Raw genomic sequence first — 15,821 nt, forward strand, 5'->3', positions numbered from 1 at the left:
ACAGCCCCTCAACGCCCACCGCTCCGGCACCATCAAGGGCCTGACCGCCGAAGTCGGCGCGTCCATCTCCTCCGGCGCCACCATCTGCGAAATCAAGGACTGACGTCCGGCCGTCCGGCTGTGTTCATACGTGTGGGGCCTGCCCGTTCGAGTGAGAACGGGCAGGCCCCACACGTGTGTTCATGATCCGTCGGCGGGTGGGCGGGACAGCAGGAGCAGGGCGAGCGCGACGCCATGAATGGGCGGCCGCCGGCAGCCCCGCGGAGAAGCCCTCAGTCATGGCGTGGGGCCCTGAGCCGCCCACGCCGCGCACGGCGGCTCCCGTACACCGTCACCGGCGCCGAGAGGCCGAGCGCGCCGCCGACCTGCTGCATGGTCTGCACGATGTTCACGATGGTCACGTCGAGCGCTTCGGACATGGCGGCGATGTCTCCAGGGGGACGACCACATTCGGAGACCCTCTCCGTTTTCGCAATGGCATCCTGGACATCCGGGGGCGGACTCAGGGAGGACGGCGCGATGGCGACGAGCACGACGAGTACGGGGAGTACGGCGGCGGGTTCGGCACGGCCGATGCGAGCCGATGCGCGCCGCAACTACGAACGACTGCTCACCGAAGCCCGTACCGTCTTCGCCGAGCACGGAACCGATGCGTCGCTCGAGGAGATCGCACGCCGCTCGGGCGTGGGCATCGGCACGCTGTACCGACACTTCCCCAACCGCCACGCGATGATGAACGCGGTCTTCCAGGACGCGCTGGCCTCACTGCTGCAGCGCTCCCGCGAGCTCGCCGGGGCGGAGCAGCCGTGCGGAGCTCTGGTGGAGTGGCTGCGCGCCATCATCACTCATGCGGGTGAGTACCGCGGCCTGGCGCGGGCGCTCATGTCGGCTTCGCACGACGAGAGTTCGGCACTGTCGGAGTGCAGCGTGCCGATGCGCGAGGCGGGCCAGCGACTGCTGGTGCGGGCGCAGGAGAGCGGCGCGGTGCGGGCGGATGTGTCGATCGGGGACCTGATGCAGCTGACGAACGCGATCGCGCTGGCGGCGGAACAGGACCCGGGGGACCCGGAGTTGGCGGACCGGCTGCTGATGCTGACGCTGCGGGGGCTGAAAGGGGAGACGGACGGCTGAGGGGGTTCCGGGCTCCGGGGGTTCCGCAGCGCGGAGCCTTTCCCCACCCTCACCCCGCTTCTTCCCCGAACTGGGGGTCCGGGGCGGAGCCCCGGCGCGTGAGTGGGGTGCCTGCCCGCAGCCGCGACGACGGGCTCGCGCCCGAGTGAACAGACCGGACCCCCTGGGTGCGCCCTGCCAAGTGCAGTCATTGGACGGGCCGGTGGGACAACACCTCCACGCGCGGCGCGGGCACGGGCCTCAGCGGCGGCGGAGGTCCGCCACCCTTGCTGCGCGTTCCGCTGGGGGCTGGTCCGGGGTCAGGGATCCCGACGCCGCGCGCAGAGGGGCGCCCCCGCGGGTGCGGCGTTGGCCCGGGAGAGGGACGTCCCGGCGGGGCTGACGACCCGTCGGGACGCCGTCACCGCCCGCGCCCCCCGCACCCGATCCGGCCACCGCGATCTGGACCCCCTGGTCCGCCAGCGCCTGGAGTTCCGTCGCCGCGCGGTCGTCGTGCGTCGGCGGCTCATCGGTGACAAGCCGCGTGATCACGTCCGTGGGCACCGTCTGGAACATCGTGTCGGTGCCCAGCTTGGTGTGGTCCGCGAGGACCACCACCTCCGCGGCGGCCTGGACCAGCGCCCGGTCGACGCTCGCCGAGAGCATGTTGGACGTGGACAGCCCGCGCTCCGCGGTCAGCCCGCTCCCGGAGAGGAAGGCACGGGACACCCGCAGCCCTTGCAGGGACTGCTCCGCGCCGCTGCCCACCAGCGCGTAGTTGGAGCCGCGCAACGTCCCCCCGGTCATGACGACTTCGACCCGGTTGGCATGCGCCAGCGCCTGAGCCACCAGCAGGGAGTTGGTGACGACGGTCAACCCGGGGACGCGCGCGAGCCGGCGGGCCAGCTCCTGCGTCGTCGTCCCCGCGCCGACCACGATGGCCTCGCCCTCTTCGACGAGACTCGCGGCAAGATCGGCGATGGCGGTCTTCTCCGCGGTCGCGGACAAGGATTTCTGCGGAAAGCCGGATTCACGCGTAAAACCGCCCGGCAGTACCGCACCGCCGTGCCGGCGGTCGAGGAGTCCTTCTGCCTCCAGCGCCCGCACGTCCCGCCGTACGGTCACTTCGGAGGTCTGGACGACGCGGGCGAGCTCACGGAGCGACACGGCCCCGTTGGCACGCACCATTTCGAGGATCAATTGGCGACGTTCTGCAGCGAACACGAAACTGACAGTAACCTGACCGGCCGATAGTTTTCAGCACTATGCGCCGAATAACAGAAGTTGCGCCCACACTGGGCCGCCAAGTGGTATGAGCGAAACCGTAGTTGATCGCCGGGTGCGCCGAGTACCCGGGATTCTTCGGGTTCACACCCGCATCACGCTTCGCCCGTCGTTTTCCGGCTCTGCAACTGGCGTGCCACCTCCGCGATCGACCCCGACAGAGACGGATACACAGTGAAAGCGTTTGCGATCTGCTCCACCGTCAGATTGTTGTCGACCGCGATCGAGATGGGATGGATCAGTTCGCTGGCACGCGGCGAGACGACCACGCCGCCGACCACGATCCCCGTACCCGGCCGGCAGAAGATCTTGACGAAGCCGTCCCGGATGCCCTGCATCTTCGCGCGCGGGTTGCGCAGCAGCGGCAGCTTGACCGACCGCGCGTCGATCTTGCCCGCGTCCACGTCCGCCTGGCTGTAGCCGACGGTCGCGATCTCCGGGTCGGTGAAGACGTTCGACGAGACGGTCTTGAGGTTCAGCGGCTGCACCGCGTCGCCCAGGAAGTGGTACATCGCGATACGGCCCTGCATGGCCGCGACCGAGGCGAGCGCGAAGACACCGGTGACGTCGCCGGCGGCGTACACGCCGGGGGCGCTGGTACGGGAGACCTTGTCGGTCCAGATGTGGCCCGAGTCCTTGAGCCGGACCCCGGCCTCCTCCAGGCCCATGCCCGCGGAGTTCGGGATCGCGCCGACCGCCATCAGGCAGTGGGAGCCGGAGATGACCCGGCCGTCGGAGAGCGTGACCTCGACCCGGTCGCCGACGCGCTTGGCGGACTCGGCGCGGGAGCGGGCCATGACGTTCATGCCGCGGCGGCGGAAGACGTCCTCGAGGACGGCGGCGGCGTCCGGGTCCTCGCCGGGCAGCACGCGGTCGCGGGACGAGACGAGGGTGACCCGGGAGCCGAGCGCCTGGTACGCGCCGGCGAACTCCGCGCCCGTAACGCCGGAGCCGACCACGATGAGCTCCTCGGGGAGCTCGTCCAGGTCGTACACCTGCGTCCAGTTCAAAATCCGCTCCCCGTCGGGGAGGGCGTCCGGGATCTCGCGCGGGTGGCCGCCGGTCGCGATCAGCACGGCGTCGGCGGTCAGCGTCTCCTCGGTGCCGTCCGCGGCGCGCACGACCACCTTCCGGGAGCCGTCCATCGCCTGCTGACCCTCCAGCCGGCCGCGGCCGCGCAGCACGCGCGCGCCGGCCCGGGTGACGGAGGCCGTGATGTCGTGGGACTGGGCGAGGGCGAGCCGCTTCACCCGTCGGTTGACCTTGCCGAGGTCCACGCCGACCACGCGGGCCGCCTGCTCCAGCGGCGGGGTGTCGTCGGCCACGATGATGCCGAGCTCTTCGTAGGAGGAGTCGAAGGTCGTCATCACCTCGGCCGTGGCGATGAGGGTCTTCGACGGTACGCAGTCGGTCAGCACCGACGCCCCGCCAAGGCCGTCGCAGTCGACGACGGTCACCTCCGCGCCGAGCTGGGCGCCCACCAGGGCCGCCTCGTATCCGCCGGGTCCGCCACCGATGATCACGATCCGGGTCACTGGGGTTACGCCTCGCGCTCTCGTTACGTTCTGCCGGGTTCGGGGGATGGCCCCATGGGACCGCAGTACGTCCCCCATTGTCCCGCACGGTTCAAGTGCCACCGCCCCGGGTCCCTCGATTGGTGAACGGCAACAACCCGTGCCCCTCCCGTACCCTCGATCCCATGTCGCTCTACGCCGCGTACGCCGGCAACCTCGACGCGCGGCTGATGTCCCGCCGCGCCCCGCACTCCCCGCTGCGCGGCACCGGCTGGCTCAACGGCTGGCGGCTGACCTTCGGCGGCGAGCAGATGGGCTGGGAGGGGGCGCTGGCCACGATCGTGGAGGCGCCGCGCTCGCAGGTCTTCGTCGCGCTGTACGACATCGCCCCGATGGACGAGGACTCGATGGACCGCTGGGAGGGCGTCGGCCTGGACATCTACCGGCGGATGCGGGTGCGGGTGGACACGCTGGACGGCGAGGAGCCGGCCTGGGTGTATGTGCTGAACGGGTACGAGGGCGGGCTGCCGTCGGCCCGGTATCTGGGGGAACTCGCGGATGCGGCGGATTCGGCGGGGGCGCCGCACGACTATGTGATGGAGCTGCGGAAGCGGCCCTGCTAGTGCGTGCGACGCGCCGTTTGTCGGAAACGACAAGACAACGATCCAAAGACCGTGAGCTGCGTCATCTACGCGCGTAGGGAATGACCGGCTACCCTCGTCCGCGTGAACGCATCTGTGAATCCGGACCTCAACGGCGCTACCGCCGACCCCCACGCCGCAGCCGATGCCGCAGCCGCGCGCCTGCGTGAGCTGACCGGCACCGAGACGCATGACGTAGCCCTGGTGATGGGCTCCGGCTGGGCCCCGGCCGTCGACGCGCTCGGTACGCCCGAGGCCGAGTTCCCGGTCACCGAGCTGCCCGGCTTCCCGCCGCCGGCGGTCGAGGGCCATGGCGGCAAGATCCGCTCGTACCGGATCGGCGCGAAGCACGTGCTGGTCTTCCTGGGCCGTACGCACTACTACGAGGGCCGCGGTGTCGCCGCGGTCGCGCACGGGGTGCGCACGGCGATCGCCGCGGGCTGCAAGACCGTCGTCCTGACGAACGGCTGCGGCGGCCTGCGCGAGGGCATGCGGCCCGGCCAGCCGGTGCTGATCAGCGACCACATCAACCTGACGGCGACGTCGCCGATCGTCGGGGCGAACTTCGTGGACCTGACGGGCCTGTACTCGCCGCGGCTGCGGGCACTGTGCAAGGAGATCGACGCGTCGCTGGAGGAGGGCGTGTACGTGCAGTTCCCCGGCCCGCACTACGAGACGCCGGCTGAGATCAACATGGTCCGCGTGCTGGGCGGCGACCTGGTGGGCATGTCCACGGTCCTCGAGGCGATCGCGGCGCGCGAGGCGGGCGCGGAGGTGCTGGGCATCTCCCTGGTCACGAACCTGGCGGCGGGCCTGACGGGCGAGCCGCTGAACCACGAGGAAGTGCTGCAGGCGGGGCGGGACTCGGCGGCGCGGATGGGCGAGCTGCTGACGCGGGTACTGGACCGCATCTGACGGTGCGCTTGGTTTGGGGGGCGGGGGTGCGGCGGCCATTGCGCGGGCGTTCGCGACGCGCGGGATGCGGCGGCCCGGAATCAAGCCCCTCCGGCGATTGAGGTGGGGTCCCCCCACGCCCGCCAGGGCGTAGGGGGAGGGGTCCGGGGCGGAGCCCCGGTTACGGGAAGGGGCGGGGTGGGGGAACAACACCCCGCCCGAGAATGGTCGGGGGACGAAAACACACGAGAGGCGGACCAACCGTGCAGCAGGACCTCATCGCGCGGGCCAGGGCGTGGCAGGCCGAGGACCCGGACAGTGAGACCCGGGACGAGCTCGGGAAGCTCATCGAGGCGCAGGACCTCGACGAGCTCGCCGTGCGGTTCGCCGGAACGCTGCAGTTCGGGACAGCCGGGCTGCGCGGAGAGCTCGGGGCCGGGCCCATGCGGATGAACCGGGCCGTCGTCATCCGGGCCGCCGCCGGGCTCGCCGCGTACCTGAAGGCGAAGGGGCAGGGCGACGGGCTCGTCGTCATCGGGTACGACGCCCGGTACAAGTCCGTCGACTTCGCGCTCGACACCGCCGCCGTCATGGTCGGCGCCGGCCTCCGCGCCGCAGTGCTGCCGCGCCCGCTGCCCACGCCCGTACTCGCCTTCGCCATAAGGAAGCTGGGCGCCGCCGCGGGCGTCGAGGTCACCGCCAGCCACAACCCCCCGCGTGACAACGGCTACAAGGTCTACCTCGGCGACGGCTCGCAGATCGTGCCGCCCGCCGACGCGGAGATCGCCGCCGAGATCGACGCGATCCGCAGCCTGGGCGACGTACCGCGCGCAGAGACCGGCTGGGAGACCCTCGGCGAGGAGGCCCTGGAGGCCTACCTGGAGCGTACGGACGCCGTGCTGACCCCCGGCTCCCCCCGCACCGCCCGCGTCGTCTACACCGCCATGCACGGCGTCGGCAAGGACGTACTGACCGCCGCCTTCGCCCGTGCCGGCTTCCCCGCGCCCACCCTCGTACAGGAGCAGGCCGAGCCCGACCCGGCCTTCCCGACCGTCGCGTTCCCCAATCCGGAGGAACCGGGGGCGATGGATCTCGCCTTCGAGACCGCCCGCCGGGTCCGGCCGGACATCGTCATCGCCAATGACCCCGACGCGGACCGCTGCGCCGTCGCCGTCCCCGAAGGCGCGGACTGGAAGATGCTCCGCGGCGACGAGGTCGGCGCGCTGCTCGCCGCGCACCTCGTCCACAAGGGGGTGTCTTCGCGGGACAAGAACAGCACCTTCGCCGAGTCCATCGTGTCCTCGTCCCTGCTCGGGCGGATCGCGGACGCGGCAGGACTCCCGTACGAAGAGACGCTGACCGGCTTCAAGTGGATCGCCCGCGTGGAGGGCCTGCGGTACGGCTACGAGGAGGCGCTGGGCTACTGCGTCGACCCCGACGGCGTACGCGACAAGGACGGCATCACCGCGGCCCTCGTCGTCGCCGAGCTCGCTTCGGAGCTCAAGGAGCAGGGCCGCACCCTCACCGATCTGCTCGACGACCTCGCCGTCGCGCACGGGCTGCACGCCACCGATCAGCTGTCGGTGCGGGTCGAGGACCTGAGCATCATCGCGAACGCGATGCGCGCGCTGCGCGAGCAGCCACCGGCCGTGCTCGCCGGGCTGCGGGTCGCCGTCGCCGAGGACCTGAACCGGGGCACGGACAAGCTGCCGCCGACGGACGGCCTGCGGTACTACCTCGACGGCGAGTTCAATGCCCGCGTCATCGTCCGCCCGAGCGGCACCGAGCCGAAGCTCAAGTGCTACCTGGAGGTCGTCGTGCCGGTTGCGGACGCGAGCGAGCTGGCGTCCGCGCGGGAGCGGGCGACGGAGGTCCTGGAAGAGATCAAGCGGGACCTGGCGGCGGCAGCCGGTATCTGACCGCCCGTACGACCGCCCGTACGAGTGAATCTCGTACGGGGTCGAGGCAGCGGCAGCCGCTCCTTCGGACCGGCCGGGAAATGGTGGGCCGGTATGCGCACGCCGAGTGCACGCCGAGTCCCAGGAGCAGCCGCTGTGTCCCTCGCCGCGACCGTTCGAGCCACCGTCCCCGCCTCCCGTCGGCCGCCGGCCCCGGGAGGCGGTGGCCCGGCGGGCGTACGGGACGGGCTGACGCGGTCGCTGCGACGGGCCGCGCCGGCGCTGATCGGCTATCTCGCGGTGCGGCTGTTCGGGCTGCTGGTTCTCTCCAGGTGGTCGCATGTGCGGGGGCACGGCATCTGGCCGACGCTGGCCACCTCCTGGGACTCGCGCTGGTACCTGGAGATCGCCGACCAGGGGTACGACGACGCCCTCGGCACCCGCGTCAACGACAACAACCTCGCCTTCTTCCCGCTCTATCCGGTGCTGGTGAAGGCCGTCGCCGCGGTCACGCCCGGCTCGCGCGCGACGGTGGCGCTGCTGCTCGCGGTCGGGTTCTCGCTCGTCGCGGCGTGGGGCATCTTCGCGGTGGGCGACCGGCTGTACGGGCGACGGGTCGGAATCCTGCTCACCGTGCTGTGGGGCGTGATGCCCGTCGCGATGGTCCAGTGGATGGGCTACACCGAGTCGCTGTTCACGGCGCTCGCGGCATGGGCACTGTACGCGGTGCTGGCAGGGCGCTGGCTGTGGGCGGGTTCGCTGGCGACGCTGGCAGGGCTGACCAGGCCGACGGGCATCGCGGTGGCGGCGGCGGTGTCGGTCGCCGCGCTGCTGTCCTGCCGCCAAGGCCGGGGCGGGCGCTGGGCGGCGCTGGCGGGGGCGCTGATCGCGCCGGCGGGGTGGCTGGCGTACGTCGCGTGGGTGGGACTGCGGGTGGGCCGCGTGGACGGCTACTTCCTCGTACAGAAGCTGTGGCGGAACGAGTGGGACGGCGGGGAGCGCACGCTGCGCGAATTGCGGCAGCTGCTCGTCTACATGACGCGTCCTCAGCTGTTCCTGGTGATCGTGTCGGTGGTGCTGATCGTGTCGGTCGGGCTGTATCTGCTCTGCATCGCCGAGCGGCAGCCGCTCGCGCTGCTGGTCTTCAGCGGCATGCTGCTGCTGGTCGTCCTCGGCAGCGGCGGCGTCTACTTCCCGCGGGCCCGCTTTCTGCTGCCGGGCTTCCCGCTGTTGATGCCGGTCGCACGGGCGCTGGCGCGGGCGCGGCGTACGGCGGTGGTGGGGGTGGTGCTGGGAGCAGCGACGCTGTGGTCGGCGTGGCTGGGGGCGTACATGCTGCTGGTGTGGAAGGGCCCGCCGTGACCGGGGGCTGCGGTCACAGACGCCGACCGCGAGCCGGCCGACCGCGAGCCGATCGGCCGTCAACCGATCCGCCGTCAACCGCCCCTCAGCCGATCGCCAGCAGCACCGTGAGCAGCGCCGCCCCAGCCACCGCCGGCGCGACAATCTCGTACGCCCAGCGGATCTGCGGCTCACCCTGCGCACCCGGCAGCGCGGCGTTGCGCTCGGCCAGTTCCCGCAGGTCCGCGACCGTCTGGTCCGCGGGCGCGACCCGCGCCTTGGAGTCGGTGACATCCGCGCTCACCGACGTCCGCCCGTGCGGGTCGTCCTGCGCGTGCTGCATCTGGCGCCGCGCGGCCCGCTTGCGCTGCCGCAACGAGACCGGGATCGCCCACAGCTGGTACTTCGTACCGTCCTGTGTGAACGCCTCGCTGGAGTACCCGGCCCGCACATCCGCGACCGCCGCCCAGGGCAGCGTGATCGTCCGGAAGGGGTTCCTGATCCGCAGCCGGTCTTTGTTGGCGAAGACCGCCGGCCGCAGTGTGAACGCCACCACAAGCGGGACGGTCAGCAGCGCCGCGGCGAGTGCCAGCCACGGCGTGCGCCCCTCGCCCCGGAACAACGCGTCCCCGCAGATCCACGTGATGAGCGTGAGCAGCAGCACTCCGCCCACCATCGCGCCGGGCGACCGGAAGGTCCGGTCGGCGTAGGTGGGCTCGGCGGGCTGCTGGGGGCTGGTCATGGTTCCGATTCTGCCGTACGCCGTCGGCCGTGGTTCCCTGGCCTGGTGACACCTGCCGCCCGCCCTCCCTCGGGCAACCTTCGCCCGGACCCCCCTGTACAGGTTGCTACGCGCGTAGATATGCTCCCCTTGTGACCATGCCCTCTGTACCCGCATTCGCTGACGTGACCGCGTCCGACAGCACACTGCGCCGCTTCCTCCACGGCCTGCCCGGCGTCGACGCCGTCGGCCTGGAGGCCCGCGCCGCAGCGCTGGGGACGCGTTCGATCAAGACCACGGCCAAGGCGTACGCCATCGATCTGGCCATCTCGATGATCGACCTGACGACGCTCGAAGGCGCGGACACCCCGGGCAAGGTCCGGGCGCTCGCCGCCAAGGCCGTCCATCCCGACCCGACCGACCGCACGACCCCGGCGACCGCCGCGGTCTGCGTCTACCCCGACATGGCCGCCGTCGCCGCCGAGGCCCTGAAGGGCTCCGGCGTCAAGGTCGCCTCCGTCGCCACCGCCTTCCCGGCCGGCCGCGCCGCGCTCGACGTGAAGCTCGCGGACACCCGCGACGCCGTCGCCGCCGGGGCCGACGAGATCGACATGGTGATCGACCGGGGAGCCTTCCTCTCGGGTCGATACTTGAAGGTGTACGAGGAGATCAGGGCCGTGAAGGAGGCCGCCGGCCCCGCCCGGCTGAAGGTCATCTTCGAGACCGGCGAGCTCTCCACGTACGACAACATCCGCCGCGCCTCCTGGCTCGGCATGCTGGCCGGCGCGGACTTCATCAAGACCTCGACCGGCAAGGTCGCGGTCAACGCCACCCCGGCCAACACGCTCCTGATGCTGGAGGCCGTGCGCGACTTCCGCGCGCAGACCGGCATCCAGATCGGCGTGAAGCCCGCGGGCGGTATCCGCACCACCAAGGACGCCATCAAGTTCCTCGTCCTGGTCAACGAGACCGTCGGCGAGGACTGGCTGGACAACCACTGGTTCCGCTTCGGCGCGTCGAGCCTGCTGAACGACCTGCTGATGCAGCGTCAGAAGCTGGCGACCGGCCGCTACTCCGGCCCCGACTACGTGACGGTGGACTGATCACCATGGCTTTTGAGTACGCACCCGCCCCCGAATCGCGGTCGATCGTCGACATCGCGCCGTCGTACGGCCTCTTCATCGACGGCGAGTTCACCGACGCCGCGGACGGCAGGGTCTTCAAGACGGTCTCCCCGTCCACCGAGGAAGTCCTCTCCGAGGTCGCCCAGGCCGGCGCCGAGGACGTGGACCGCGCCGTGAAGGCGGCCCGCAAGGCGTTCGAGAAGTGGTCGGCGCTGCCCGGCACGGAACGCGCCAAGTACCTGTTCCGCATCGCGCGGATCATCCAGGAGCGCTCGCGCGAGCTGGCCGTCCTGGAGACCCTCGACAACGGCAAGCCGATCAAGGAGACCCGCGACGCGGACCTCCCCCTCGTCGCCGCGCACTTCTTCTACTACGCGGGCTGGGCCGACAAGCTCGACCACGCCGGGTACGGACCCGACCCGCGCCCGCTCGGCGTCGCCGGCCAGGTCATCCCCTGGAACTTCCCGCTGCTGATGCTCGCGTGGAAGATCGCCCCGGCGCTCGCCACCGGAAACACCGTGGTGCTGAAGCCCGCCGAGACGACCCCGCTCTCCGCCCTCTTCTTCGCGGACATCTGCCGACAGGCGGGCCTGCCGAAGGGCGTCGTCAACATCCTTCCGGGATACGGCGAGAGTGGCGCCGCGCTCGTCGAGCACCCCGACGTCAACAAGGTCGCCTTCACCGGCTCGACCGCCGTCGGCAAGGCCATCGCCCGCCAGATCGCCGGCACCGACAAGAAGGTCACCCTCGAACTGGGCGGCAAGGGCGCGAACATCGTCTTCGACGACGCCCCCATCGACCAGGCCGTCGAGGGCATCGTCTCCGGCATCTTCTTCAACCAGGGCCAGGTCTGCTGCGCGGGCTCGCGCCTGCTGGTCCAGGAGTCGATCCAGGACGAACTGCTCGACTCGCTCAAGCGCCGCCTCTCCACGCTGCGCCTCGGCGACCCGCTGGACAAGAACACCGACATCGGCGCGATCAACTCCGCCGAGCAGCTGGCCCGTATCAAGGCGCTGACCGAGACGGGCGAGGCGGAGGGCGCCGAGCGCTGGTCGCCGGCGTGCGAGCTGCCGAGTTCCGGCTACTGGTTCGCGCCGACGCTGTTCACGAATGTCACGCAGGCGCACAGGATCGCGCGCGACGAGATCTTCGGCCCGGTGCTGTCGGTGCTGACGTTCCGTACGCCGGACGAGGCGGTCGCCAAGGCCAACAACAGCCAGTACGGCCTGTCCGCCGGAATCTGGACGGAGAAGGGCTCCCGCATCCTCGCGGTCGCCGCCAAGCTCCGCGCGGGTGTGGTGTGGGCCAACACGTTCAACAAGTTCGACCCGACCTCGCCCTTCGGCGGCTACAAGGAGTCGGGCTTCGGCCGCGAGGGCGGCCGTCACGGTCTGGAGGCCTACCTCGATGTCTGACGTGTCTCGTCTTGGCGTCTTCAAGACCTACAAGCTGTACGTCGGGGGCAAGTTCCCCCGCTCCGAGAGCGGCCGGGTGTACGAGGTGACGGCGAAAACATCAGCCGCTGGCGCGGCGGGCAAGGGCAAGTGGCTGGCCAACGCCCCGCTCTCCTCCCGCAAAGACGCACGTGACGCGGTCGTCGCGGCCCGCAAGGCCTTCGGCGGCTGGTCGGGCGCGACCGCGTACAACCGCGGCCAGATCCTCTACCGCATCGCCGAGATGCTGGAGGGCCGTCGCGAGCAGTTCGTACGCGAAGTGGCGGACGCGGAGGGCCTGTCCAAGTCGAAGGCGGCGGCCGTCGTCGACGCGGCGATCGACCGCTGGGTCTGGTACGCGGGCTGGACGGACAAGATCGGCCAGGTCGTGGGCGGGGCGAACCCGGTCGCGGGCCCGTTCTTCAACCTCTCCACCCCCGAGCCGACGGGCGTGGTCACCGTCATCGCGCCCCAGGAGTCGTCCTTCCTGGGCCTGGTCTCGGTGCTCGCCCCGGTGATCGCCACTGGCAATACGGCGATCGTCGTCGCGAGCGAGAAGTCCCCGCTCCCGGCCCTCTCCCTCGGCGAGGTGCTGGCCACATCCGACCTCCCCGGCGGCGTGGTCAACGTCCTCTCGGGCCGGACCGCCGAGATCGCGACGCCGCTGGCCTCGCACCAGGACGTCAACGCCATCGACCTCACCGGTGCCGATGACGTACTGGCGAAGGAGCTGGAGATCGCGGCGGCGGACAACCTCAAGCGCGTCCTTCGTCCACAGGCTGTGGATTTCTCGGTCGACCCCGGCACCCAGCGCCTGACGGCCTTCCTGGAGACCAAGACGGTCTGGCACCCGACGGGCTCGCTCGGCGCGTCCGGTTCGGCGTACTGACCCGCCCGAACCGTCCGGGCGCCCGGACCGTCCACCCCCCGGGCCGACCCGGCCCCATGACCGAGCCCCCTGCCGTCCCGTCCGGCGGCAGGGGGCTCTCCTGTGCGCGCGGCTCAGCCCGGGAGCAGCGCCGTCGCCTGCCCGACCAGCGGCAGGTCCCGCAGCGCACCGCCCTTGGCCACCGGGTCCGTCACCATCGCGGTGCTCACCGGCTTGAAGTCCGCGATCTGCGTGCCCACGGCGTTGTTCAGCGGGTCGACGCCGGTGTTCGCCAGCGGGTCGAGCTGAAGGCGCTTGACCGGAGCCAGCGCGCCCGGCAGCGCGTGCCCGACCCCGGCAGGCACATTGAGGTCGTCCGCCGACTGCCCGGATGCCAGGGGGGCGCCCACCGGCGGCATGGGCGCCGCCTGCGCCGCCGCACCTCCCGCGCCGATGGCCGCACCCGCCGCGGCGACGGTCACGCCGACGCGCAGCAGAGCGCGCCGCTGGTTGTTCGAAGCTGCATGACGAGCCATGGGATTCCTGCCTATGTGAGTAATCGTGTGAGTGCGCAGAGTAGTTGAGTCGGCACTCCCGATACCAACCGCTGCCCCGGGGGGTCCCCTGCCCGGGTCAATGCCGCACACTTGTCTCCCGTGAGTTCCCAACCCATCCCGACCCGCGTCGTCTTGCTCGCGGGCCCCTCAGGTTCCGGAAAGTCGTCCCTCGCCGCCCGCACCGGCCTGCCGGTGCTGCGCCTCGACGACTTCTACAAAGAGGCCGGCGACCCGACGCTGCCGCTCGTCACGGGCAGTACGGACATCGACTGGGACTCCCCAGGGTCCTGGGACGCGGATGCGGCGGTGGCGGCGATCGTGGAGCTGTGCCGTACGGGACGTACGACCGTCCCCGTGTACGACATCGCCACGAGCGCACGCGTTGACACGGAGGCGCTCGACATCGACCGCACGCCGCTGTTCGTGGCGGAGGGCATCTTCGCGGCGGACATCGTCGAGCGCTGCCAGGAACTGGGCGTGCTGGCGGACGCGCTGTGCCTGCGCGGCCGCCCGTCGACGACGTTCCGCCGCCGGCTGGCCAGGGACCTGCGCGAGGGCCGCAAGTCGGTGGGCTTCCTGCTCCGCCGCGGCTGGCGCCTGATGCGCGCGGAACGTGGCATCGTGGCCCGCCAGACGAGCCTGGGAGCGCACCCCTGCGGCAAGGAGGAGGCCCTGGGCCGCTTGGCGGCGGCGGCCGCGGGCCGCTGCCGAAGGTCGCCTGCGGCGCGGACGTTGGCGTAACGGGGGTCGTTCCCAGTCGCCCGCCCTTGATGGTGGGGTGCGGGGTATCCCGCGCCCCCGGTGGCGGCAGCTTCGCGCCGCACGCTCACGTTGCCCAGGCTTCCGCTGCGCGGGCCCCGTCGCCTCAACCGGGACCGGTGGCCCCTGGGGCCGAACGGTGCGAGAGGCGCAAAAAAATGAAGTGCGGGGCCGGACAAGACCCCCCGGCCTGTCCGGTCCCGCTCTGTTTCCCCCGTGGTCCCCCGTGACCCCGTGGTTCCCCCGTTCCCGCCGTCTCCCCCGAAACGGCGGCCCCCGATCCCGCCGTCTCCCCCGAAACAGCGGCCCCCGATCCCGCCGTCTCCCCCGAAACAGCGGCCCCGTTCCCCCCGTTACCCTCAGGCCACCAGCTCGCCGAAGGACTCTTCCTCGTCACGGCCGAAGCTGAGGACCTCGTCCTCGCGCAGCCGGCGGAGCGACCGCCAGATGCTCGACTTCACCGTGCCGACACTGATGTCCAGGATCTCCGCGATCTCCGGGTCGGTGCGGCCCTCGTAGTAGCGAAGGACCAGCATCGTCCGCTGGAGCTCGGGCAGCCTGGCCAGCGCCTGCCAGAGCACCGCGCGCAGCTCCGTACCCCGCATCGCGTCGGTGTCGCTCGCCGTCTCCGGCAGCTCCTCCGTCGGGTACTCGTTGAGCTTGCGCCGACGCCAGGCGCTGATGTGCAGGTTGGTCATCGTGCGGCGCAGATAGCCCCCGACCGCCGCCTTGTCGCTGATCCTGTCCCAGGCCCGGTACGTCGAGAACAGCGCGCTCTGCAGCAGGTCCTCCGCCTCGAACCGGTCACCGGTCAGGTGGTACGCGGTCGCGTACAGGGAGGCGCGGCGCTCCTGCACGTAGGCGGTGAACTCCGCCTCCGAAAGGCTCGTCCGCTCCCCCGTTGCCTCCCCGTACGCGGCCCCGCTGCCCCCCACGGGTGCGTCAACCACCGTCATGTACGACGGCTTGTGCTGACGCCCGGCGCCGCGAACGCACCCCCGCCCGTTCACGGCGCCGGACTTCTCCGTGCTCCTCACGACGTCGTGGAGACGCGTGACAACTGCGCTTGAGTTGGTGCTGTGCAGTGCGTTCATCTCGCGCCCCCCGTCGAGTGGAGTCAGCTTCTGTCCGTGTGCCAAGAAGCTTGCCCCGGCAGTTTCATGGCGCTGTCCGTCGACTGTCACAGACCTGTCACAGGGCCCGCCCGACGCTCAACTGCACCGTGACACCGCACGGATTGGCGAATCGTCGAAGCCCTGACCGCCTTGGTGCCGCGGCGCTATCGTCGACTCTTCAAACGGCCGTCACCCCTGGTCCGCCACGAGGTCACGGCGTAGGGCGAGACGGGGGATCGTCATGCAACGGCTCAACCATCTTGTGATCGTCGTACCCGGCATCGGTGGCAGCGTTCTGCAGACGCCCAGTGGTGCGGCCCGCTGGAACGAACAGCGGAGGCGGCTCCTGCACGCGGCCATGCGACCGGGCCGCCTCGCACCGGGCTCCCCGAGATCTGCGCCGCACTTGACCGGCACAGCCCGGCCGTCCTGCACTTCGCAGCGCACAGGTCCTTCGACGGCGTATTCCTCAGCGAGGAGGACGGGGGGCTCTGTGTAAGCCAGGAAGCGTTCTGCGAACAGATCGCCCGGGCTCGGCATCCGCCCCGCCTCGCAGTGCTGA

15 protein-coding genes are annotated in these 15,821 nt (G+C 71.1%); 9 read left to right on the forward strand and 6 right to left on the reverse strand.

Annotation, left to right across the window (positions count from 1 at the left end; genetic code table 11):
* Nucleotides 1–272 precede the first annotated feature (272 nt).
* Nucleotides 273–419 carry a hypothetical protein gene (locus tag ACH492_RS37145; RefSeq protein WP_398993402.1) on the reverse strand — a complete coding sequence of 49 codons (147 nt, stop codon included), beginning with the start codon at nt 417–419 and terminating at the stop codon, nt 273–275.
* A gap of 100 nt (nt 420–519) precedes the next feature.
* Between ACH492_RS37145 and ACH492_RS37150 the strand changes: the two genes are divergently transcribed.
* Nucleotides 520–1,131 (forward strand): TetR/AcrR family transcriptional regulator, encoded by a 612-nt coding sequence (locus ACH492_RS37150; RefSeq protein WP_398993404.1) that lies wholly within the window; start codon nt 520–522, stop codon nt 1,129–1,131.
* Between the two features lie 240 nt (nt 1,132–1,371).
* Here ACH492_RS37150 and ACH492_RS37155 read toward each other — a convergent pair whose 3' ends face one another.
* Together ACH492_RS37155 and ACH492_RS37160 are read right to left on the reverse strand one after the other, a co-directional pair.
* The gene (locus ACH492_RS37155) at nt 1,372–2,334 is read right to left on the reverse strand and encodes a DeoR/GlpR family DNA-binding transcription regulator (protein WP_398993406.1); all 963 of its coding nucleotides are present in this window, start codon (nt 2,332–2,334) and stop codon (nt 1,372–1,374) included.
* Between the two features lie 155 nt (nt 2,335–2,489).
* On the reverse strand, nt 2,490–3,929 hold the full coding sequence (locus ACH492_RS37160; protein ID WP_398993408.1) for an NAD(P)H-quinone dehydrogenase: 1,440 nt from the start codon (nt 3,927–3,929) through the stop codon (nt 2,490–2,492).
* 164 nt (nt 3,930–4,093) lie between these two features.
* Here ACH492_RS37160 and ACH492_RS37165 point away from each other — a divergent pair, with 164 nt between their 5' ends.
* From ACH492_RS37165 to ACH492_RS37180, 4 genes are all read left to right on the forward strand, one after another.
* Complete coding sequence (locus tag ACH492_RS37165) at nt 4,094–4,531, forward strand: gamma-glutamylcyclotransferase (protein ID WP_142214025.1); 438 nt, start codon at nt 4,094–4,096, stop codon at nt 4,529–4,531.
* Between the two features lie 102 nt (nt 4,532–4,633).
* A complete protein-coding gene (locus tag ACH492_RS37170) occupies nt 4,634–5,464 on the forward strand; it encodes a purine-nucleoside phosphorylase (protein ID WP_398993410.1) in 831 nt (276 codons plus the stop codon).
* 203 nt (nt 5,465–5,667) lie between these two features.
* The gene (locus ACH492_RS37175; RefSeq protein WP_398993412.1) at nt 5,668–7,362 is read left to right on the forward strand and encodes a phospho-sugar mutase; all 1,695 of its coding nucleotides are present in this window, start codon (nt 5,668–5,670) and stop codon (nt 7,360–7,362) included.
* Between the two features lie 135 nt (nt 7,363–7,497).
* A complete protein-coding gene (locus ACH492_RS37180) occupies nt 7,498–8,703 on the forward strand; it encodes a hypothetical protein (RefSeq protein WP_398993414.1) in 1,206 nt (401 codons plus the stop codon).
* Between the two features lie 85 nt (nt 8,704–8,788).
* On the opposite strand, the gene ACH492_RS37185 is transcribed toward ACH492_RS37180, so the two are convergent.
* On the reverse strand, nt 8,789–9,424 hold the full coding sequence (locus tag ACH492_RS37185; RefSeq protein WP_398993416.1) for a PH domain-containing protein: 636 nt from the start codon (nt 9,422–9,424) through the stop codon (nt 8,789–8,791).
* 137 nt (nt 9,425–9,561) lie between these two features.
* On the opposite strand from ACH492_RS37185, the gene deoC reads away from it, so the two are divergent.
* From deoC to ACH492_RS37200, 3 genes are read left to right on the forward strand one after another with little or no spacing between them, the layout of a single operon-like run.
* The gene (gene deoC, locus ACH492_RS37190; RefSeq protein ID WP_398993418.1) at nt 9,562–10,506 is read left to right on the forward strand and encodes a deoxyribose-phosphate aldolase; all 945 of its coding nucleotides are present in this window, start codon (nt 9,562–9,564) and stop codon (nt 10,504–10,506) included.
* A complete protein-coding gene (locus ACH492_RS37195; protein WP_398993513.1) occupies nt 10,506–11,942 on the forward strand; it encodes an aldehyde dehydrogenase family protein in 1,437 nt (478 codons plus the stop codon). The genes deoC and ACH492_RS37195 overlap by 1 nt, the downstream gene beginning before the upstream one ends.
* On the forward strand, nt 11,935–12,849 hold the full coding sequence (locus ACH492_RS37200; protein ID WP_398993419.1) for an aldehyde dehydrogenase family protein: 915 nt from the start codon (nt 11,935–11,937) through the stop codon (nt 12,847–12,849). The genes ACH492_RS37195 and ACH492_RS37200 overlap by 8 nt, the downstream gene beginning before the upstream one ends.
* Nucleotides 12,850–12,962: 113 nt before the next feature.
* Here ACH492_RS37200 and ACH492_RS37205 read toward each other — a convergent pair whose 3' ends face one another.
* Nucleotides 12,963–13,364, reverse strand: coding sequence for a hypothetical protein (locus tag ACH492_RS37205; protein ID WP_398993421.1), 402 nt, complete (start codon nt 13,362–13,364; stop codon nt 12,963–12,965).
* A 120-nt stretch (nt 13,365–13,484) separates the two neighbouring features.
* Here ACH492_RS37205 and ACH492_RS37210 point away from each other — a divergent pair, with 120 nt between their 5' ends.
* The gene (locus tag ACH492_RS37210) at nt 13,485–14,126 is read left to right on the forward strand and encodes a uridine kinase (RefSeq protein ID WP_398993423.1); all 642 of its coding nucleotides are present in this window, start codon (nt 13,485–13,487) and stop codon (nt 14,124–14,126) included.
* Between the two features lie 377 nt (nt 14,127–14,503).
* On the opposite strand, the gene ACH492_RS37215 is transcribed toward ACH492_RS37210, so the two are convergent.
* Nucleotides 14,504–15,238, reverse strand: coding sequence for a SigE family RNA polymerase sigma factor (locus ACH492_RS37215; RefSeq protein ID WP_356223015.1), 735 nt, complete (start codon nt 15,236–15,238; stop codon nt 14,504–14,506).
* Nucleotides 15,239–15,821 lie beyond the last annotated feature (583 nt).

Origin of the sequence: Streptomyces sp. NPDC019443, assembly GCF_044389785.1 — a bacterium.
Classification (GTDB): domain Bacteria; phylum Actinomycetota; class Actinomycetes; order Streptomycetales; family Streptomycetaceae; genus Streptomyces.

Excerpts from the sequence above, each read along its gene's own strand:
- ACH492_RS37175 (WP_398993412.1), top strand. The coding sequence starts at position 5,668 with ATGGTCGGGGGACGAAAACACACGAGAGGCGGACCAACCGTGCAGCAG.
- ACH492_RS37200 (WP_398993419.1), top strand. The coding sequence starts at position 11,935 with ATGTCTGACGTGTCTCGTCTTGGCGTCTTCAAGACCTACAAGCTGTAC.
- ACH492_RS37165 (WP_142214025.1), top strand. The coding sequence starts at position 4,094 with ATGTCGCTCTACGCCGCGTACGCCGGCAACCTCGACGCGCGGCTGATG.
- ACH492_RS37215 (WP_356223015.1), bottom strand. The coding sequence starts at position 15,238 with ATGAACGCACTGCACAGCACCAACTCAAGCGCAGTTGTCACGCGTCTC.
- deoC (WP_398993418.1), top strand. The coding sequence starts at position 9,562 with ATGCCCTCTGTACCCGCATTCGCTGACGTGACCGCGTCCGACAGCACA.
- ACH492_RS37150 (WP_398993404.1), top strand. The coding sequence starts at position 520 with ATGGCGACGAGCACGACGAGTACGGGGAGTACGGCGGCGGGTTCGGCA.
- ACH492_RS37145 (WP_398993402.1), bottom strand. The coding sequence starts at position 419 with ATGTCCGAAGCGCTCGACGTGACCATCGTGAACATCGTGCAGACCATG.
- ACH492_RS37205 (WP_398993421.1), bottom strand. The coding sequence starts at position 13,364 with ATGGCTCGTCATGCAGCTTCGAACAACCAGCGGCGCGCTCTGCTGCGC.
- ACH492_RS37185 (WP_398993416.1), bottom strand. The coding sequence starts at position 9,424 with ATGACCAGCCCCCAGCAGCCCGCCGAGCCCACCTACGCCGACCGGACC.